Origin of the sequence: Kangiella sediminilitoris (assembly GCF_001708405.1) — a bacterium.
Classification (GTDB): domain Bacteria; phylum Pseudomonadota; class Gammaproteobacteria; order Enterobacterales; family Kangiellaceae; genus Kangiella; species Kangiella sediminilitoris.
Map to the genome: position 1 here is coordinate 583,782 of NZ_CP012418.1, position 19,015 is coordinate 602,796.

At 41.3% G+C, this 19,015-nt stretch carries 17 protein-coding genes; 8 read left to right on the forward strand and 9 right to left on the reverse strand.

The window, feature by feature from the left end:
* Positions 1-22: 22 nt before the first annotated feature.
* The 3 genes from KS2013_RS02790 to epmB all read right to left on the reverse strand — a co-directional run bounded on the left by KS2013_RS02790 (position 23) and on the right by epmB (position 5,125).
* Positions 23-2,095 carry an EAL domain-containing protein gene (locus KS2013_RS02790; RefSeq protein ID WP_228703714.1) on the reverse strand — a complete coding sequence of 691 codons (2,073 nt, stop codon included), beginning with the start codon at positions 2,093-2,095 and terminating at the stop codon, positions 23-25.
* 135 nt (positions 2,096-2,230) lie between these two features.
* On the reverse strand, positions 2,231-4,006 hold the full coding sequence (locus KS2013_RS02795) for a hypothetical protein (RefSeq protein WP_068989414.1): 1,776 nt from the start codon (positions 4,004-4,006) through the stop codon (positions 2,231-2,233).
* Between the two features lie 78 nt (positions 4,007-4,084).
* On the reverse strand, positions 4,085-5,125 hold the full coding sequence (gene epmB, locus KS2013_RS02800) for an EF-P beta-lysylation protein EpmB (RefSeq protein WP_068989417.1): 1,041 nt from the start codon (positions 5,123-5,125) through the stop codon (positions 4,085-4,087).
* Positions 5,126-5,149: 24 nt separating this feature from the next.
* Between epmB and efp the strand changes: the two genes are divergently transcribed.
* Positions 5,150-5,713 carry an elongation factor P gene (gene efp, locus KS2013_RS02805; protein WP_068989421.1) on the forward strand — a complete coding sequence of 188 codons (564 nt, stop codon included), beginning with the start codon at positions 5,150-5,152 and terminating at the stop codon, positions 5,711-5,713.
* Between the two features lie 208 nt (positions 5,714-5,921).
* A complete protein-coding gene (gene epmA / locus KS2013_RS02810; RefSeq protein WP_068989424.1) occupies positions 5,922-6,884 on the forward strand; it encodes an EF-P lysine aminoacylase EpmA in 963 nt (320 codons plus the stop codon).
* 3 nt (positions 6,885-6,887) lie between these two features.
* Here epmA and KS2013_RS02815 read toward each other — a convergent pair whose 3' ends face one another.
* The 4 genes from KS2013_RS02815 to KS2013_RS02830 all read right to left on the reverse strand — a co-directional run bounded on the left by KS2013_RS02815 (position 6,888) and on the right by KS2013_RS02830 (position 9,926).
* Positions 6,888-7,241, reverse strand: a complete 354-nt coding sequence (locus KS2013_RS02815) for a hypothetical protein (protein WP_068989428.1) — start codon at positions 7,239-7,241, stop codon at positions 6,888-6,890.
* Positions 7,242-7,473: 232 nt separating this feature from the next.
* Entirely contained in the window at positions 7,474-7,860 is a 387-nt protein-coding gene (locus KS2013_RS02820) for a hypothetical protein (protein ID WP_068989432.1), read from the reverse strand.
* A gap of 175 nt (positions 7,861-8,035) precedes the next feature.
* Positions 8,036-8,953 carry an NAD(+) diphosphatase gene (gene nudC / locus KS2013_RS02825; RefSeq protein WP_068989437.1) on the reverse strand — a complete coding sequence of 306 codons (918 nt, stop codon included), beginning with the start codon at positions 8,951-8,953 and terminating at the stop codon, positions 8,036-8,038.
* Positions 8,954-8,981: 28 nt separating this feature from the next.
* On the reverse strand, positions 8,982-9,926 hold the full coding sequence (locus KS2013_RS02830) for a YeiH family protein (protein WP_068989440.1): 945 nt from the start codon (positions 9,924-9,926) through the stop codon (positions 8,982-8,984).
* A gap of 235 nt (positions 9,927-10,161) precedes the next feature.
* Here KS2013_RS02830 and KS2013_RS02835 point away from each other — a divergent pair, with 235 nt between their 5' ends.
* The 4 genes from KS2013_RS02835 to KS2013_RS02850 are packed head-to-tail and all read left to right on the forward strand — an operon-like array spanning position 10,162 to position 12,569.
* The gene (locus KS2013_RS02835; protein WP_068989443.1) at positions 10,162-10,536 is read left to right on the forward strand and encodes a GntR family transcriptional regulator; all 375 of its coding nucleotides are present in this window, start codon (positions 10,162-10,164) and stop codon (positions 10,534-10,536) included.
* Positions 10,529-11,386 (forward strand): ABC transporter ATP-binding protein, encoded by an 858-nt coding sequence (locus KS2013_RS02840; RefSeq protein WP_068989445.1) that lies wholly within the window; start codon positions 10,529-10,531, stop codon positions 11,384-11,386. The genes KS2013_RS02835 and KS2013_RS02840 overlap by 8 nt, the downstream gene beginning before the upstream one ends.
* The gene (locus tag KS2013_RS02845) at positions 11,383-12,345 is read left to right on the forward strand and encodes a hypothetical protein (RefSeq protein ID WP_068989448.1); all 963 of its coding nucleotides are present in this window, start codon (positions 11,383-11,385) and stop codon (positions 12,343-12,345) included. Before KS2013_RS02840 ends, KS2013_RS02845 begins: the two co-directional genes overlap by 4 nt.
* A gap of 32 nt (positions 12,346-12,377) precedes the next feature.
* A complete protein-coding gene (locus tag KS2013_RS02850; RefSeq protein ID WP_156768954.1) occupies positions 12,378-12,569 on the forward strand; it encodes a hypothetical protein in 192 nt (63 codons plus the stop codon).
* On the opposite strand, the gene KS2013_RS02855 is transcribed toward KS2013_RS02850, so the two are convergent.
* Together KS2013_RS02855 and KS2013_RS02860 are read right to left on the reverse strand one after the other, a co-directional pair.
* Positions 12,570-13,172, reverse strand: coding sequence for a TetR/AcrR family transcriptional regulator (locus KS2013_RS02855; protein WP_068989455.1), 603 nt, complete (start codon positions 13,170-13,172; stop codon positions 12,570-12,572). It abuts the gene before it with no gap.
* Positions 13,173-13,220: 48 nt separating this feature from the next.
* Positions 13,221-14,159 carry an alpha/beta hydrolase gene (locus tag KS2013_RS02860; protein ID WP_083217765.1) on the reverse strand — a complete coding sequence of 313 codons (939 nt, stop codon included), beginning with the start codon at positions 14,157-14,159 and terminating at the stop codon, positions 13,221-13,223.
* A gap of 190 nt (positions 14,160-14,349) precedes the next feature.
* Here KS2013_RS02860 and KS2013_RS02865 point away from each other — a divergent pair, with 190 nt between their 5' ends.
* The gene (locus tag KS2013_RS02865) at positions 14,350-16,035 is read left to right on the forward strand and encodes an AMP-binding protein (protein ID WP_068989460.1); all 1,686 of its coding nucleotides are present in this window, start codon (positions 14,350-14,352) and stop codon (positions 16,033-16,035) included.
* The gene (locus tag KS2013_RS02870; protein ID WP_068989463.1) at positions 16,019-19,006 is read left to right on the forward strand and encodes an aminotransferase class III-fold pyridoxal phosphate-dependent enzyme; all 2,988 of its coding nucleotides are present in this window, start codon (positions 16,019-16,021) and stop codon (positions 19,004-19,006) included. The genes KS2013_RS02865 and KS2013_RS02870 overlap by 17 nt, the downstream gene beginning before the upstream one ends.
* Positions 19,007-19,015: the final 9 nt, after the last annotated feature.

Sequence of the window (19,015 nt, forward strand, 5' to 3'; positions counted from 1 at the left end):
CTTTTTATTCTCTATTGTCAGCTTAGAAATCACTGTCAGCGAAATCATAATTCAGTTTCGGGATGGGCTTCGAAACGTAGTTCCCCATGACAAAATCAATTCCCAATGGCCAGATTTGAGCAAGACTTGACGCATCCTCAAGGTTTGAGATTACTGTTCTCGCCTCTACCTCTGCTGAAGCATCAATAACGGACTGAACCTTTTCTGAACCGCCTTCTTTGAGTGTTTCGACAAAGGTTGGAGCAAATATCACAAATTTTGGTCTAATAGACTTTACTAGCTCACTGTCACCAATATCTATACCTGATAAGCAGAAAGGAATGTTGATTTTGCGTAAGGCATTTTTCAGCTCAACAACTCGCTTGAGATAGCTTTGAGCGATATGACCCTTCAGAGTCAGAATCAGGTTGTTTGGCTCAATTCCAGATACTGAAATCAGCTTCGCTAACCATTTTTCCAGATCTTCTCGGATCAAAGTGTTCGGGTTTAAGGCCAAGAAGAGTTTGTTATCGTTTCCACTTGCTTTATCTTTAGCAAGTACCTTAAGACTGTGTTTAATGGTGATCTTGTCAATTTCAGCATCAATGCCAACTTTTTCGAAAATCGGGAAGATATCTTCTCCCAGTCCCCATGAGCCATTCTGTAGCTGATAACGGAAATAGCACATATATTGCTTATTAGGACTGCCTTTCAGGCTCATCATGGGTTGATAGAACAAGGTCATTTTGCCTTCTTCACGCGCCATAGTGAACTCTTCAAAGATCTTACGCTCTTTTTCGGTCAGCAAACTGTCTATTGATGGGTTAAAGATTTGGTACTTATTTCCACCCTCTTCCTGTAAGTTATGAGCTACGGTGGTAGCGTGCAGAAGAAGTTTGCCAGGTTCTACATCGTTATCCTTGCTGGGGACACCACCTATGCTGAAAGTAACATTTAGAGTTTGCCCTGATACCTCAAACATTTGCTGCTCTACTTCTTCACACAGCTTTTTGGGCAACTCCATAGGACCTTTATCAGTATTGTCCAGCAAAATAGCAAAGCTACTATCGCTGATTCTGCCAATCACATCACTGCTATCGATATGATCGCGTAGCCATCCGGCAACGTCCTTCAGTAAAGCGTCACAATCGGACAAGCCGAATTTGCTTCGATATTCAGTGAATTTATCTATCTCCAGCAGATATACCAATGCTTCGTGATTATGGTTTCTTGCTGTTGTGACTGCCTGTTTCAAATGCTCCATGAAGGCAGGGCGGTTAAGGGCTCCGGTCACTTGATCCAGCTGACTGACTTCTTTCAGTTTTTTCATCAGCTCCTGTTGGTCACCTATGTCACGTACCAATAATTGAACACAGTCCTCATCATCGTAGATTGCGGAGCTGATAATAAAGTCAGCCTCAAATATTTCTCCGGAAGCGGTTTTACCTTTAAGTGCTTCACTGACTTCGGTACCTTCCTGAGCCTGCCGTTTCAATAACGCCTTGATTTTGTCTTTATCCTCTTCAGCAATGATATCCATGATAGTCATGACTATAATTTCATCTTCTTCATAACCAAAGCGCTTGATATAGGTTGGGTTGGTATAAATGTGCATCCCATCGTGAATGTAGGCAATAGCATCTTTCGAGCTGTCTAACAGAAGCTCGTTACGCTTATTCGTTTCGTAAACAATTTTGTTAGCCTGTTCCAATGATTGTAGACTATTAACCAGCTGTTGCTCTCTTTTTATAAGCAGAGCAAGTAAGTCTAATGATTTTGTTGGAATACAGTCACTCAATCCCTGAGAAATTTTATCGAACCGCCTTTCCTCATTATAGTCATCACTAAGCAGTATTGCTGGAACCGCATAAGGCTGGCTTCTAAGCTGCTTTAACGCTAATTTTATGGGTAGATTATCAAGTTCATTAATAAAAATAGCCTGCTGCCAGTGTTTTGTCTGTAGTGCTTCTTTAAGCTGCTCGCTATCTGAAATGACCTGATGACGAATCGGCAGGCCCATATTTTTGAGATGGCTTGCCACCTGCTCGCTATCATTAGGCGAGGAGGAAAAGATAATCGTATTGATCGGTGATTTTTTAACCTTTTCTTTCATCATTGCTGTCTAGTCATTTTATGAATAATCCCCAAGGAGGTATTGTATAGCCTTTCCTTGGGCCTAACTGTAACTGGGCCACAAATTCTACAATATTTAACCGTTATGACAAACGTTACCTTTTATAATCAATAAAGGTCAGCGTTTCCTGAATCGAAACTGGATAAAGTTGTCGGTTTCGATAACTTTCCGGTTAAGTTCTAACTTGAATTCATCTTCAGGCGTCATAATGGCGACTGTCTGTCCAGAACGATAGCCTAACGGAGGCAGGATGATAGTCGCGTCAATGCCGACATTTGGCATTTCTGGTAACAATAGTCCGTTGTGATGGTAAGCTGGTTTTGCATAGTCCCAGTCTAATGTCACTCTTACTGGTATAGCTTGCGGTGCAATTGTTTCAACTCCTATAAGGAATAATGAGCTCTTGTGCCACCGGTTCCAGCGAATCATTCCCAGGTTATATTGTTCCTTGTGGTCTTTAATATTTTTGACTGTGATTAATTCATTTGCTTCAGCATGAGTTGATGGGGCTTTTTCAAAGGCTAGGCAGAAACCTGCCGGACTGACGTCACGAACGACACCAGATGTCCATTGGTAATTTGTTTTTGTAGTTATATTTTTAAATGGTTTATCTTCTTTTGTATGCTGCTTGTCTGCTTTAGTCGGTGGTTTATAGATTGACGCGAAAGCATCCTTGGATTCTTCACCAGTCAGCCCGGTAACATTGCCTCTAGTTTTCCAGACGAAGCTATGCTGACTATCGCCTTCATCTTGGTCTAGTTCCAGAGACTGAGGTTCAAGGTTTCTGGTTTTGGTTTTTTTGCCTCCAAAGAAGCGCTCCTGAACATCTTTGCCGAGCTTTTCTATTAGGAAGTGATGTGAAGCTGCCAGCCCGACACATACTTGTGTGCTGGCTTTGGAGTTCATCCGGATGAAGTTTCGGTTAAGAATTTTGCTCCAATGTGTGATGAGATGTTCTATTAAGTCAGGCTCGAGTTCAAAATCAGGTGCTTTTTTCTTAAATCTACTGAAAAAGCCTTGCGATTCATTCTTTAAGTTTTGCTCTAAGGCTTTTGTCGGTTCCTGGAGATCCAGACCGATAACAGTTTGATCATCCTCTTCAATTGAATTAGCGGGCTGTGGAGCAATATCGCTGTCAGGTAAATAAGCAAATAGACAACCGTGAGTTCCATCAAGTCGTATTTCAGCTAAATCTGCCAGAGTTTCAAGACTGTTGTAAACCTCATTTATTTCACCATGCTTTAATTGGTATGGTGCCGAGACAGGAAGCATTAGGTTGATCAGTAGTTGCTTTTTTATGCTGCCCAGTGGGGCTGAGTCTTTTCTAAGTTTATGTTCCAGTAACTCATATTTTAGTGACAGTTTAAAAATAATGTTTTGTTGAACCCAAAGTTTCGAGCCTACGGTTTTGTATAGCTGGTAGCGTTGTAGCTGAATGTATCCCTGAAACTGAAGACTATTTGCGCATGCCGCTGGAAGAATGGTTTTCTGGTACTTTTCAAGATCAGCAGGGTTGCTGCAGAGATCTTCGATAACTGTGTTAAAGCCAAAAACAATTTCTGAGGAAATGGCGTGTACCAGCTCCGAGGCAGACTGTAGTTTTTGAGAATATTTCAGTGGACTGTGGATATAAACTGTTGCTAAAGAATTAAGGATATTGAGACAAGTCGGTTTTACCGATTCCAGAATTTGAAGCCTGTTTTTTGGTTCAAGGGGGGATTGGTTTAAATCGTATAGGTAATGGAAAATTTTTGAAGCTGTCTCGCCCATGTCGGCAACTGGCAACATCTCGATCCAATGTTTCGCTTCTTTTATAGTAGACGGTATGTCTGGAACGACGTTTTTGTTCTGAACGCGAGTCGTTAATCCCAAAGATCCTTGAGTTAGCGCCACCTTTATCCCCTTAAACTATGGCCATATAAAAGTATATTATCGGAAAGTCACAGGAGACGCTAGCGATTTTAGGTTAACTTATTGATTATTATTGGCTAAATCTATCCAGGACTTACTGGCTTTTCCTGCTTCTTCGCGGACAAGTTTGGGTACAAGAAAGCCGGCCAGCTCCCTTTGTAAGCGGTGCATTATTGCGATAGCGTCTTCTTCGTCCGTGTCAAAGTGATGAGCCCCTTTAACTTTATCCAGGAGGTGGAGGTAGTAAGGTATAACATGATTGGCAAAAAGCTTTTCACTGAGTTTTACTAAGGTATCTGAATCATCATTGATCCCATTTAGTAGTACACTCTGATTCAATAGTTGTACCCCGGCATTATGCAGACGCTTTAGTGCTCTTCCCAGAGTCTTGTCTATCTCATTAGGATGGTTAATATGAGTAACAAAAACGCATTGGAGTCTACTCGTTTGAAGGACCTCTGTTAGTTGGCTAGTGACTCTCTGGGGGATCACGACAGGAAGACGGCTATGAATTCGTAACCGCTTTATATGTTCAACAGTTTCAATTTTGGCTATGAACTCAGCTAAATAGTCATCGGTTGCGACCAATGGATCTCCGCCACTGAGAATGACTTCATTAATTTCCTCTCGACTTTGCAGGTAGTTAATTATGGATGACCACTGACTTTTCCCTAAATTGTTATTGGCATAGGGGAACTCCCTTCTAAAGCAGTAACGACAATTTACCGCACAGGCTGTTGCCAACATCACCAATACCCTGCTTTTATATTTATGAAGAAGGCCGGGAATTGCGCTTTTATGTTCACCCAGGGGGTCGTCAACGTAACCGCTAACTGCTTGGGACTCCTCATGTAATGGCAGGATCTGTAGAAGCAGGGGATCCAGAGGGTTCTCTTTTTCCATACGATCTACAAAGGGCTGAGGAACGCGCTGACGGAAGGGATGTTCCATTAATACTGAGTAGGGAAGCTGTTCTAAGTCAAGGTTCAGGTGCTCTAAAAGCCTTTTAGGGCTTGAAAAAGCGGTAGAAAGTAACTTTTTCCACTCATTATCCTGCCAATAAGCATCGTTTCGCGTTAAAATCTGCACGTTTTGAATCATAAATTACCAAGTTTAGAGGAACACATGGGAACAATTACTACTAATGACCTTCGTAATGGTAGCAAAATCATGCTGGATGGCGAACCTTGCACCGTGGTCGATAACCAGTTTGTTCGTCCGGGAAAAGGTCAAGCTTTCAGTAAAACCAAGGTATTATACTTATTAACAGGCAGAACTGTTGAGAAAACTTTTAAGTCAGGTGAAAGCATTGAAACTGCCGACGTAGTCGATACAGATATGGACTACATTTATAACGACGGAGAGTTCTGGTACTTCATGGATCCAAACACCTTTGAACAGGTGTCGGCAGATGTGAATGCTGTAGGTGATGCGCAATATTACCTGATTGAGCAGGATAAATGTCAGGTGACACTTTGGGATGGACGCCCGATAGATGTAACACCACCTAACTTTGTGGTTTTAGAGGTGACTGACACTGATCCAGGGCTGCGTGGTGATACTTCAAGCGGTGGCTCTAAGCCTGCGACGATGCATACGGGTGCGGTAGTTAAAGTTCCATTATTTGTCAATATTGGAGATAAGCTAAAGGTTGATACCCGTAACGGCGAGTACGTTTCACGCGCCTGATATCGTACCTGGCGCCACGTTGCTTTCTGGAGATATTGGTTCCTGTAATAAGTTACCTGATTCAAAAAGCAACGGGCTCTATTTTATAGGTATGGTAATCCTAATCAGGAACACTGTGCCATTATTGGTCCCTTATCAAATTTTGCGCCTGAAACTATGTAGCTTCTAATGCGACAAGCAACCTCTCGTTAGGAAAGTTGAACAAGTTATGTCTGACTGGAAATCCAGCGCTTCTATTAAAACTTTAAAAGCTCGTGCCGAGTTGTTGAGTCTAATACGTCAGTTCTTTTCTACCCGAGATATTTTTGAGGTAGAGACACCATTGTTATGCCGTCATGGTGTGACAGATAGGTACATGAAGTCATTTAAGGTTGAAGGTTTTGCTGGTGGTGATGGTTTTCTGCAAACCTCCCCAGAATATGCAATGAAGAGACTGTTAGCTTCTGGTTCAGGCTCCATCTATCAGATCTGTAAGTCATTCCGTCAGGATGAGCTGGGGGAGAGACATAACCCTGAGTTTACTATGCTCGAGTGGTACTGCGTTGATTTTGATCACTGGCAGTTGATGGGGCAGGTTTTTGAATTACTCGAAGAGCTTGCAAAGGCTCAAGGCATGCAGCTGAAACGCCGAAACCTATCTTACAGGGAAGCTTTTCTTCAATATTTGAAGCTGGATCCGTTTGCTATCAGTCATGATGAGTTATCCAGTGTTGCTCATAACAAATTGGGCGACCTGCCTCCCGGACTTGAAAGAGATGATATGCTAGCTCTCTTGTTTGAAGCACATATTGAGCCATTTATAGGTTTGGAAGGTGAGGTCTGTTTTATTACTGATTATCCCGCCTCACAGGCAGCATTGGCCAGGCTTGACTCTGAAAATCCAGAGGTATGTTGTCGGTTCGAGGTTTACTGGGAGGGTGTAGAGCTTGCTAACGGCTTTTACGAACTATCTGACCCAGAAGAACAGTTAAATCGGTTTGAAAAAGATAATAAGCTGAGAAAGCTTGATAGGCAGACACCAATGGCGATTGACCAACACCTGATAGATGCATTAAAACACGGACTCCCGATGTGCTCTGGAGTAGCTCTTGGTCTGGATCGTCTCTTCATGATTCTGTTGAGGAAGGCGCAGTTACAGGATGTTCTGACCTTTCCTGTCAACAGGGCTTGAAGATCAAGCAGCTGAAGGGGCTTCGTCCATAGGAGTATCTATTTCACGCTTCACAACATTTAATATTTTCTTGAAAGTTGTTTCGTCTGTTCCTGCAACAAAGCGACGCCCATCCTTCAGTTTTACCATAAAAAAGGTCTGATCATCTTTTGTTTTTTCAAACAATTTTTTAGCGTCTTCATCAGTGTCTAGCAACATTAATAATTTTTCTGTGGCAGGGTTGATAGCTGTAATTTGGTTAGCCGAAACGGTTTCACACAAATAATGATTCTTATCGCCAGGCAATGTAAAGTTGCGGAAAGTAAAGCGCCCAGCGCCAACGGGGAAGTCTCCAGCCAGAATGGTTAACTTTGACATATATCTTACCTCTTTAATTCCTGAGTGTAATATTGTCTTGGTTCAAGAATTTAAGATGTATTCAAGAACCTTATCTGTAGTATTAGCGATTGGCTGATTCAGCGTCAAACATTTAGCTCATTTTCAATAGAGAGTTGAGACAGGGTTGTTGTTTTTTGCAAATATGACTTGCTTTAACCCGCTAACTTACTGAGCTGACAGGGCTTTTATGGCTTGGCACTATGTGATTTTGCTACTTTGAGTTAGCCTTATGGGATGAAGGAAATGACGAGTCCAGCTGTTTATTATCAATCGAGTTTTGTATTTTTTTATAAGTATTTTGGTCTGTTTCAGCTATGAAACGCCTTTGATCTGATAGGCGAATCATGAAAATGACATCATTTTCGTCTGCTATTCGGAGCTTCTGCTCTAGCTCTAACTGGATTTCTTCGGATAATTCTGGGTCCTTGTTGAGTAACAAAGCCATTTTGGGGTTAGCCAAATTAATGAACTCAACCTGTGTAACACACACGGTTTCACACAGATAATGGTCTTCATCACCAGGAAGTGTGAAGTTGCGGAAAGTGAAGTGACCTGTCCCTCTTGGAAAGTCTCCTGCAATAATAGTAACTTTCGACATATTCCTCCCTCTAAGTAACATCCTATTGTTACTATGGTTGTCGATTTACTTCTCTAAATGCATTCCTTTCCAGCTATATGTATTTATATTTATCATTTTTCTACTTACTGTCTTTAGTCATACGCTAAAGTTACAATAATATCAAGTAAGATAGCTCTAACTTATTAAAATCATGTCATTTATTCCGGTTTAACCATTGGTCTATTAGTGTCCTGGAAATAGAGTGCTTGAATGGCAAAAACATTTCTTCGTTGTCTACCAGGCGATTAACTTCCTCTCTGGTGAACCATCGAGCCTGCTCTAGCTCTTCGTCCATCAAGTCAATTTTTTCACTGACAGCTTTAGCGGTAAATCCTATCATCAGTGATTGAGGAAAGGGCCAAGGTTGTGAACCATAATATCGAACATCATTAATCTTTATACCGGTCTCTTCAAATGCCTCCCGAGTAACAGCTTGCTCTAGTGTTTCTCCGGGCTCAACAAACCCGGCGATGACAGAGAAAAGCTTTTCAGGCCAGGATTGTTGGCGACCAAGCAGCAGTTTATCCTCATAAGTTATGGCACATATTACTGCACTATCAGTTCGAGGAAAGTGTTGCGTCTGACATTCTTGGTTTGAGCAATTTCTTACAAATCCCGCATCCGTAGCAAAGGTCTGGTGGCCACAAACACCACAGTGCTGATGTGTATTGTGCCAGTGCTCAATTGCTACTGCTACATTACAAATATGTGCTTGTTCAGGGGGCAGGTTTTTTAGTAATTGACGTAGTTCCGTCAGCTCAAACTTATCGCCTAAACTACTTAGTCTCTCCATGGCGGATTGAGATTTAAGTCGGAAGGTAAAATAATCACAACTATCGTACTCTCCGAGGTAGATCAGATGCTTGTCCTCAATATGGGGAGTTATTGCTGTTAATTGTTGATAATCTAGCCACATGGGTGAGGCTTGATTAGCATCGACCTTCGTAGCGATACTCTGCTTTATCACGGGTAGAAAGCGAGTCTCGGGTTTCTGCAAGCGTTGGGCTATAAATTGCGGTCTATGTCGGCTATCGCCGTGCCTGTCCAGAGGGCTGGTTTGGAAAGCAAACATGAAAAGCTTTTCCTGTCCTATTTTGATATTACAGCCAATACATTACCACCATTAAGGTGCCGACTGATAGTATCAGCCATAAAATTATTCCTAAAATCATAGCTTTTAGCGGAATGGCTCTGATTGCCTGTTTGTTCAAGCTGGTTCCCATCCACAATAAGCTTAGAGCAAACAGGCTCTTTGCTGATGGCTTGATATAGTCGCTTAAAGAGGCAATATCGAGCCAACTACCCAGCCCACTGGCTAATAAAAAGAACACTATAAAAACAGGGATATTGAAACGGAATCTATCAGAGTGGGAGGCAAAGGAAGCAATTAATGCTACAGGGATAATCCAGAGTGCTCGAGCGAGCTTGGTGGTGGTGGCAATTTCAAGTGCCTCGTCACCATACACCGCTGCAGCTCCAACAACGCTACTGGTATCGTGTATCCCTAATGCTGCCCAGATTCCAAATTGATGCTGATTCAACTCCAGAAGATGACCTATTGTAGGGTAGGCAAAAAGCGCTACGGCATTAAGGAGGAATACGATTGCTAGCGAGACAACCATTTGCTGCTGGTTGGCCTTGATTGAAGCGCCAACTGCTGCAATTGCGCTTCCGCCGCAAATAGCTGTCCCGGAACTTATTAGCCAATTTTGTTTATGGTCTGTTTTTAATAGCTTACCCAATAAGAGCCCTAGGATTATGGCTCCACTAATAACTAGTACCGTTAGCCAGAAGCTTCCGCCAGCAGTAGTAACCAGTTCGTTGAATGGTAATGTAAATCCCAGCAGAACGATGGCTACTTTAAGTAATAACCCTGCCCAGGAACCAAGGGGGAGCCTGTGGCTACCAGAAAAAAACCATCCCCAAAGTAGGCCTAACGCCAATGCATAACTGGCTTGTAGTAAACCAATAACGCATAAAATAGTTAGTAAAATCAATAAAGTATTGGCAAAAAGATCAAGACTTTTATTGTCGGCGAAAGGCATATCTTATATTAGAAACTATTAAAGTTAGTCGCACAGTGTACTTAGGATTAGGAAGTTCTGCATCTTAAAAATAGGTGTTTTTATAAAAAATTTCTAAAAAATACTTTACTGATTAGGTGTTATATGTAAGTATAACACTATATCGGTATGTCAGTGATTGTAAAATCATTCATATTGGATCAAAACTAGCCCTGTAATTGGTGTTAATCGCTGGGCTTATAAAAGGTAGAAACGTATGCAAATACAGTGGGATGACTCACAGCCAATTTACCTTCAGCTAAGGGATCGAGTGCAGAACATGATTCTTGAAGGCAATTTAGAGGAAGGAGAGGCCTTACCGTCGGTAAGAACGGTGTCAGCAGAGTACAAGCTGAACCCGATTACCGTATCAAAGGCTTATCAGCTATTAGTTGATGATCAATTGGCAGAGAAAAAACGAGGACTGGGTATGTTTGTGGTGGAAGGTGCGAAAGGTAAGTTGTTGCAACAGGAACGTGAAATGTTTTTAACAACTGAGTTGCCTGCTCTTATAAGAAAATTAAAACGACTCAATATTACAAAGGATGAGTTTATGAGTGCTTTTGACAAGGAGGAATCAGAACATGAGTAATGTCATAACGGCAAGACAGGTCAATAAGTATTACGGTGACTTCAAGGCGCTTAATGATGTTAGCTTTGATCTGAAAAAAGGAAGCATTTTGGGCTTGATTGGCCCCAATGGCGCGGGTAAGACAACCTTACTGAAAGCACTGTTAGGTCTTACTAATTATGCAGGTGACCTTAAGGTATTGGATCTTGACCCTCATAAACAACGAGATGAGTTGATGAAGAGAGTGTGCTTTGTTGCTGACGTAGCTGTATTGCCTCGCTGGATTAAAGTTAGCCAAGCAATAGACTTTGTGGAAGGGGTTCACCCTAAGTTCAGTAGAGAGCTATGCGAGAAGTACCTGTCAGAAACCAAGATTAAGCGTGACAGCAAAGTTAAAGCGTTATCAAAAGGTATGGTCGCTCAGCTTCACCTTGCTCTGATCATGGCAATTGATGCTGATCTGTTAATTCTTGATGAGCCAACTCTAGGTCTGGACATACTTTATCGTAAGTCTTTCTATGAAACGTTGCTGAATGATTATTTCGATGATAACAAAACCATCATTATTACCACGCATCAGGTAGAAGAAATTGAACATATATTAAGTGATCTTGTGTTTATACAGGATGGAAGAATCGTATTGGATGACAGTATGGAAGAGGTTGCTCAGTCTTATTACGAGGTTATGGTTGAGAAAGAGTATGAAGAGGCGGCTTTGGCGCTAAACCCAATGAATGTTCGAGATGTTTTTGGGCAGAAAGTTTGCTTATTTAATGGTGTTGATAAATCACAACTGGAAGAGATGGGTAAGGTAAGAAAACCAAGTGTTGCCGACCTGTTCGTGGCGAAAATGAAAGGGGAGGTAGCATGAATACTTTTGGAACATTGCTGAAACGAGAGTTTTGGGAAAACAAAACAGGCTTCTTCTGGGTTCCACTGGTGATCACAGGTATAACACTGTTCACAGCAATCCTTGGCCTAATTATTGTATCGAATGGCAATATAGAAACGGTTAGATATGGTTCGCACGACTTAAGTAGCTTGTTCAAGTTGTATGATGTTTCAGTCGATAATGATATTAAAGCATTTGCAACGCAGAGTGCACTCTATTCAGCTGTTTACAGCTATTACATGGTGCTGGGTATCGTTGGCTTCTTTTACTGCCTTGGTTCGTTATATGACGATCGTAAAGATAAAAGCATCTTGTTCTGGAAATCAATGCCAGTTTCTGATGCCCAGACGGTATTATCCAAAGTGGTTTCGGTAGCTATCATCGCACCCTTCATCTACTGGTTAGTGATTGTTGCTACCAATCTTTCCATGCTGATTATTGCCACGATTTTTGCCTGGGTATCTGATGTCAATGCCTGGACGACTCTATGGGCCAATTCAGGCTTTATAAAAGTATCGCTATATCAGCTGGCTGCAATTTATATGGCGATGCTATGGGCGATACCATTTATTGGTTATTTACTACTGGTATCCAGCTGGACAAAGAAAGTACCTTTCCTCGTGGCAACCGTACCTCCAGTATTGGTTATTATCGCCGAAGGTATGATTTTCAAAACAGGCCATGTAATCAGTTTCCTTGGAGAAAAAATATTTGGTGTAGTCCAAGCGCTGATTGCTCCTTTTAACTCGCTAGCAAAAGAGTTCTCGCAGAAAAGAGCAGAGGTTGAAGACGACCTGAGTTTTATTGCTGACGAACTGGAGTTCATGAACTTTGGCCAGCAACTAAGTGATGCTGGGTTCTGGATTGGAGTCATTCTTGGAGCTGCCATGATAGGTGCAGCCATATATATTCGCCGCTTTAGAGATGAAGCATTTTAACCCGACGCGTAAAGAGCTAATTAAAGGAGGAAATGATGACTTTTAACAGGAAAACGAGCAAACAAATGAATCGGATTTGTCTTTACATCGCAGTTGCAGCAATAGGTTATATCATTGCTGCTAAGATGAATCGAGTACAACCCGAGGTTGGAGTACTTAATAGTTTAGAAACCGTTGAGACGCTACAGAAAGGAATTAAGAATATTTTTGTTTCGCTTGATTAATTAGCTTTTTACCCAGTGCATGAGTCCTGAAACAGATTCGTCTGCGATGGACTCAAGCTCTTCCTCTCTGAAATGGACTTTCAGCTTTAATAATAAAGGCCAAAGTACACGCTCCTTTAAAATACCAAAGAAAATTTCTGCTGCCACATCGGCGTTTTTGACGACTTGTTTATCAAAACTGAACTCTGAGAGTAACTGACTCAATGAGCGCATTAATGGGATTTTGACATATTGCAAAAAGTTGATCGGAACTTGAGGGTGGTGTTCAGCTTCAGAAATAATGACGCGGAAAAGTGCAACGGTATCTGGCTGAACCAGTATTCTTACTATTTGATGAGAAAATAGGCTGAGGCGTTCTTCAGGCGAGCCTGCCATATTATCAATATCAGGGATTTTACTGACAACACGTTTATTAACTTCTTCCAGACCAGCGATAAATAGCGACTCTTTATTCTCAAAGTGATTATATAGAGTGATTTTGGAAACTTTTGCTGCAGATGCTATTTGTTCGATGCTGGTTTTTGAAACACCTTGCTTCAAAAACATTTTTATAGCGGTGTCGAGAATATGCTCTCGCTTTGGTAACTGCTTTTTTGTGGCCATATTGTCTAGTCTTTATTATTTTTGAGCTTTCCGACTCATCGGACGGGTTCAGTTTAGCATAGTTTCTGAAGCTTGGGTATTAGCCAAAAACTCAGTAATAGAGTTTATCGTCGCCTCATCTTTTAAGATTCTTTTATGGCCCAGCCCCTCTGTCAGAAGCAGTTGACTGTCGGTCCAATTTTCATCAATTAGAACACTCTCTTCGTAAGGAACTTCTTTATCATTTTTGTCATGAACAATAAGTGCCTTGGCTGATGCACGGCGAGCATTGACATAGGCTGAAAAGTTTTGCCAGATATCTCCGTGGTGTTCTGAAAACCTTGATTCAATATTCTTGCAAAGTCTATCGGTGACATTATCAGTCAAACCTAGAATAACTTGGAACTTATAGACCAGACCTTTGAAGTGTGAAGGTGTACTGATAGTCACTATCTTATCGGATTCTAGCCCGTTATTAATCGAATATGAGGCACAAATAGCTCCAAAAGAATGAGCTATTACACCATCAAAAGAGCCGAATATCTTTTGCAAGTGAAGCATGATCTGGTGAAACTCAATGATATCTGAGTCCTTCCCTTGGGAAGAGCCATGCCCCGGGGCGTCAAATGATATTACAGAGTAATCATTTTTAATCAGGTGCTGAATCATCTTGTAGAACTGACTAGCTCTTCCTTCCCAGCCATGAACCAGGAGAATGGTTTTCTTGGATTTGCCCCATCGATAGTAAGTGACCTGTTTATTTTGGGAAAGCGAGAAGGAGGCTATTTCAGCCTGCTCTACTATGTTTCTTTCATGAGTAGAAATTTTAAATTTTCGCGGTTTAAACCATAAATTACTGGCTATTTCCCCCGCTTTGTTAACGAAAAACCTGTCTCCAGCTTTAAAAAATATATGTAGTGCTTTCGCAACCGGATGATTTGACTGTTTAGTGTTCCCTTTGAGGTCGACTTTGTTCTCAATATTAGACTGGGCACTGCTCATCGTCATATTCCTGTAACCTGATATTGATAAAAATAATAAACTGTACCGTACAGTTTTGCAAATTAACTGGTCTTATCTCAAGGTTTTTTTTACAAAAAACGTTGTTTTATTGGTTTTTTATAGTGTATATTCTTGCGCTGCTAAGGAAGGCGCTATAAATAATTGAACCGTATAGTTTTTATGAAAAGGAGGGGGTATGAGTAATCAGTCGATTATCTCAATAGCATTTAAGCATGCGAAGGAGACGGATCCGCTATGGCGATTTCCAGCGGAGTCGTCGCAGTTAAGATTGTCAGAAATACTAAGTGATGCTGAACAGTATGCGGCATTCTTAGTATCAAAAGGTGTTACTGAGCAGGATAGAGTTGGCTTTGTGATGGGTAACTCCTCAACTTACATAAAGTTGATGTTGGCCACATGGATGTTAAACGCTGTAGCAGTACCACTGAGGCCACAAGGCGGAAAATACGTTAAGTATGAAGAATACCTGACGGGTATCGATGAAATCTGTGATTTACAGTTATTATTCCACGACCCGGAAATACCTGCTGAAGTCATGGCCGCCTGGTCAGAGAAAAGTGGAAAACAAGTCTATTCGACCTGTATTTTAGAAGATTCTGGGCAATGGGGCGATGTTCCAACACCTGTAGAACCAGGTAAAACCGACTTAGCCGTTTTACAATTTACCTCTGGCAGTACCGGCACTCCCAAAGGAGTCATGGTGACTCACAAAATGGTGATTGAGCAGCTGGATCAGCTTCATGGAAACCACTATTACTCTCGACAAGGAAGGGTGGTTGAGTCTGCGGGTTCATGGTTGCCTCTTAATCATGATATGGGTTTATTTATAGGATTTCTATTACCCATTTATGATGGCTGTGACAATATTTTAAGTCCAACATCTTTCTATATGCGGAATCCTGGCCGTTGGTTTAGGTTAATGTCAGAGCACGGTGTGGATCTAAACTTCACTACAAACTCTGTATTATTTTCGAGCCTGAAGAGCATCAAACGTTTAGTGGATAAAGATGTCGATTTATCAAAACTACATATCTATGTCGCGGCTGAAAAAGTACATCCTAATATTTTAAGAAAAGCTCAGGATCTGTTCGGTCAGCTTGGCATGCCTGCTGAAAGTTTCCATATTGGCTACGGCATGGCGGAAAATGCGCTGGGTTGTACCCGAACACCTCATGGGACCATTAAAACATTAAATGTTGCTATCACTGATGACAAAGTCAGGTTGGCGAAAAGCTCGGATAAAGAAGTTGTCGAGCTGGTTTCAGTCGGCATTCCAAACGTAAATCACATTATCACCATTCGCAATGACAATGATGAAATTTTACCCGATCTGACTCTGGGTGAAATCAATATCGTTAGCGACTGCGTTACTCCCGGGTATTACAACAACCCCGAAGCTACGGAGCAGTCTGTTAGCGGAGGGCGTCTTCGTACGGGAGATTTAGGTTTTAGTCATGCTGGTGAGTTTTATTTCTACTCCAGAAAAGACGACATGCTCATCACCAATGGAAGAAATATTGTTCCAGATGATTTAGAAATTGCAGCAGAGGAAATTGATGGCGTTGGTGTCGGCAGGACCTGCTTATTAGGTGTCGAAAATAAAGAAACCGGTGTTTTGGAATTAACTCTACTGGTAGAGGAAAAGCAGAACATATCGAATGAAGAGCTGGGTAAGAAAAAACTCGATATTCAATCTCATCTCTATCAGAGCTGTGATGTGTTAATTACCAAAGTAATTTTCTGTGAACGTGGAACGATAGAAAAAACATCAAGTGGCAAGAAACGACGAAAAGTCATACGTCAACGTTATATCAACAACGAAACGAATTTAGTAGGGACAATAAATGAGTGTGCAGCATAACTACAACAATTTTTGTAAACCAAAATTAAATAAGCTGTTGTCGGCTTTAAAGCTAGACAAAAATTATATTAAAGCTGAAGGAAATTATCTTTACACCGATGACGGTAAAAAAGTAGTAGATTTTGTCGGTGGATTTGGTGTTTCTATTTTGGGACATAACCACCCTGAACTGATTAAAGAAATGACAACTACGCTTCAGAGTAATGTGGCTATTAACAGTCAATGCTCAGTAAGAAGTGAATCAGCTAATTTGGCCATGGTATTAAATGAATATATCGATAATGGTCATAACTACAAAGTGAACTTTAGTAATAGCGGAGCTGAGAGTGTTGAGGCTGCGATTAAACACGCTTACAAGGTGCATTTCGATAAAGTTCGTAGAGAGTACGAGCGAATTACTCGTATCCTCAATGATTTCTATTACAAAGTAGAGCGTGAAGGCATAGAAATTGAATTGCCGGGTGAAGAAAATGATCTGATAGATTTCCGTAATGATTTAGACGAGTACAACCTAAATCAATTTGAATCCTTTCAAAAGTCACCGGTAATCGCAGGACTTAAAGGCAGCTACCATGGAAAGACATGCTCTCCTCTGAAAGTGACATTCAACAAATCTTATAGGGAAGGATTTGAGGGCTTATCCTCTATACAGGCTGCTTTTGTCGACCATGATAAACCTCAACGCCTAAAGGAAATTGTAAACGAGCTCGCTTGTGAGTTTTACTACCCGGTGCTGGTAGGAAGTAAAGTCGAAATCCATACACTGAAAATAACTCGAGTGATGGCATTTATCATGGAAGTGTTACAGGGAGAAGGTGGAATAAAGCCAGTTCCCGAAAAAACGTTGGAACAGTTAGCGGCAATACACGGTGAGCTAAAAATTCCATTTATCCTTGATGAAATTCAGACGGGTTGTGGGCGACTGGGAAGTATTTATAGTTATCAGGATACCGCCTTAAAATCTATTGCACCTGAGTATATAACTTTAAGTAAAGCGCTCGGTGGTGGATTAGTCAAAATCGGTGCTACATTAATCCGTGATGATATCTATGATCAGGATTTTGGAATATTACATACCTCTACTTTTGCTGAAGATGATTTGTCGTCCAAGGTTGCAATCAAAGCGTTAGAGTTGTTGAAAGCTAATGACAGTGAGCTGTTAAAGCGGGTTAATGTACAGGGTGAGAAATTACTGAATGGCTTTAAAGAGCTTCAGCAGCGTTACCCTGAGATTATCAAAAATGTTCGTGGTAAAGGTTTAATGATTGGCGTTGAGCTAACACCTTTGTTAACACGCTCACCTTTCTTTAGAGCAACTGGAAAGCAGGGCGTACTATCCATGTTAGTAGCCAGCTATTTACTTGAATATCACAATATTCGTTTACTGGCGCCTTTAACTACTATGTTGAAAGGTAACCCGGGTAAGAACCGAATGTCTATTCTTCGAGTTCAACCGCCGGCTACAATTACTGATGAAGAAATTGAAGCGTTACTGAGTTCATTTGTAGAAGTGCTGGATATTATTCAAAGCAATAATGAGTATTTACTGGTTGCCCATTTGATTGGTCAAGAGTTATCTGCTGAACAACGTCGCTCGCCAGTTAGCATGGATGTTAAATGGCCATTTAATGAAGAGCAAAACCATATTGATGCACGCACAGGATTTATTGTTCACCCAACCAAAGTGCAGCATCTGATCGATTACTTCTTTCCATCTTTCGAACGTTATGATTGGTCAGAGTCAGCCATGAAAGGATGGTGGAATAATATCGCCCGATTCCTGGAGCCGGTGCACGTAAAGCGAAACTACATTACCTCCAGAGATTTCATTCTGGAGAATAATCTGGTTTTTGTTCCTTATTTGCCAGAATATCTGGTTGAGGGTAAAGCTGCATATCTGGAACAGGAAGTAAGAGATAAAGTGCAGGATGCTGTAACCATTGCCAAGGAACTGGGAGATGACAACATACCTGTATCAATCATTGGCTTGGGAGCATATAGCTCTATCGTGACCAATAATGGTATTACGGTTAATGACTATGAATCACCTATCACTACGGGTAATGCTTATACAGCCGCTTTAACATTACAGGGCATGATGTTTGCTGCAAATAATGTGGAACCACCGATTGACATAACACAGGCTGAAGTTTCTGTGGTCGGTGCAGCGGGTAATATTGGATCCGTTCTTTCTCAAATTTTATCACTTCAGGTGGGCCGCCTTTGCCTGGTCGGTAGCGGCAGCTCAACCAGCGAATTACGTTTAAAGTATGCTCGTAAAACCTGCTTAGCAGAAATTATTAAAGCAATAAAAACAGAGCATGATAATGGTATCAGTTTTGAGGAAACTCAGCTTCAGGGTGTAGGCCGTCTAGTTTACGACCTTATCCTGAACTCTGAGCATAGCCAGCAACTGAGATTTTATAATGATCTTTTAGAGCAGTCAGACGTTGACTACTTAAGTAAACAGCTGGATACCATTTTAAGTAATAACCATGCCGAACAGTATGAACAGATGTTTGTCATTCGTTCAGACTTCAGTCATTTAAAGTCCAGCGATATTGTGGTTGTCGCAACTAACTCTCCTGATGAAGAGTTAATCAAACCTGAGATGGTACGTCCTGGCGCTGTAGTTTGCTGTGCTTCTGTTCCGTCAAACTTAAGCCAGAGCTTTGAACAGGAAACTCAAAATTACCTGGCTTTTGATGGTGGCCTCTCTGCTCTTCCCGAGCAGTCTGAAATTAAGTTTGTGGGTATGCCTGAAAATGGTCTGGCCTATGGCTGTCTGGCAGAAACATTAATTCTTGGTTTTGAAGGGCAAAACCACTCCTTCTGTAAAGGCCCGTTAAGTTCTGAGCATGTATATCAAGTCATTTCCATGGCTGAAGAACATGGTTTTGAATTAGGAAATTTAAAATTGAATAACAATGTACTTCTTAACACGAAAGATAGTGCAACCGTAAACGCATAAGGAAAGTAG

Coding starts and splice junctions, on each gene's coding strand:
- KS2013_RS02820 (WP_068989432.1), bottom strand. CDS start 7,860: ATGTCGAAAGTTACTATTATTGCAGGAGACTTTCCAAGAGGGACAGGT.
- KS2013_RS02830 (WP_068989440.1), bottom strand. CDS start 9,926: ATGCCTTTCGCCGACAATAAAAGTCTTGATCTTTTTGCCAATACTTTA.
- KS2013_RS02845 (WP_068989448.1), top strand. CDS start 11,383: ATGAATACTTTTGGAACATTGCTGAAACGAGAGTTTTGGGAAAACAAA.
- epmA (WP_068989424.1), top strand. CDS start 5,922: ATGTCTGACTGGAAATCCAGCGCTTCTATTAAAACTTTAAAAGCTCGT.
- efp (WP_068989421.1), top strand. CDS start 5,150: ATGGGAACAATTACTACTAATGACCTTCGTAATGGTAGCAAAATCATG.
- KS2013_RS02850 (WP_156768954.1), top strand. CDS start 12,378: ATGATGACTTTTAACAGGAAAACGAGCAAACAAATGAATCGGATTTGT.
- KS2013_RS02865 (WP_068989460.1), top strand. CDS start 14,350: ATGAGTAATCAGTCGATTATCTCAATAGCATTTAAGCATGCGAAGGAG.
- KS2013_RS02840 (WP_068989445.1), top strand. CDS start 10,529: ATGAGTAATGTCATAACGGCAAGACAGGTCAATAAGTATTACGGTGAC.
- KS2013_RS02815 (WP_068989428.1), bottom strand. CDS start 7,241: ATGTCAAAGTTAACCATTCTGGCTGGAGACTTCCCCGTTGGCGCTGGG.
- KS2013_RS02870 (WP_068989463.1), top strand. CDS start 16,019: ATGAGTGTGCAGCATAACTACAACAATTTTTGTAAACCAAAATTAAAT.
- KS2013_RS02835 (WP_068989443.1), top strand. CDS start 10,162: ATGCAAATACAGTGGGATGACTCACAGCCAATTTACCTTCAGCTAAGG.
- KS2013_RS02855 (WP_068989455.1), bottom strand. CDS start 13,172: ATGGCCACAAAAAAGCAGTTACCAAAGCGAGAGCATATTCTCGACACC.
- nudC (WP_068989437.1), bottom strand. CDS start 8,953: ATGTTTGCTTTCCAAACCAGCCCTCTGGACAGGCACGGCGATAGCCGA.
- KS2013_RS02790 (WP_228703714.1), bottom strand. CDS start 2,095: ATGATGAAAGAAAAGGTTAAAAAATCACCGATCAATACGATTATCTTT.
- epmB (WP_068989417.1), bottom strand. CDS start 5,125: ATGATTCAAAACGTGCAGATTTTAACGCGAAACGATGCTTATTGGCAG.
- KS2013_RS02860 (WP_083217765.1), bottom strand. CDS start 14,159: ATGACGATGAGCAGTGCCCAGTCTAATATTGAGAACAAAGTCGACCTC.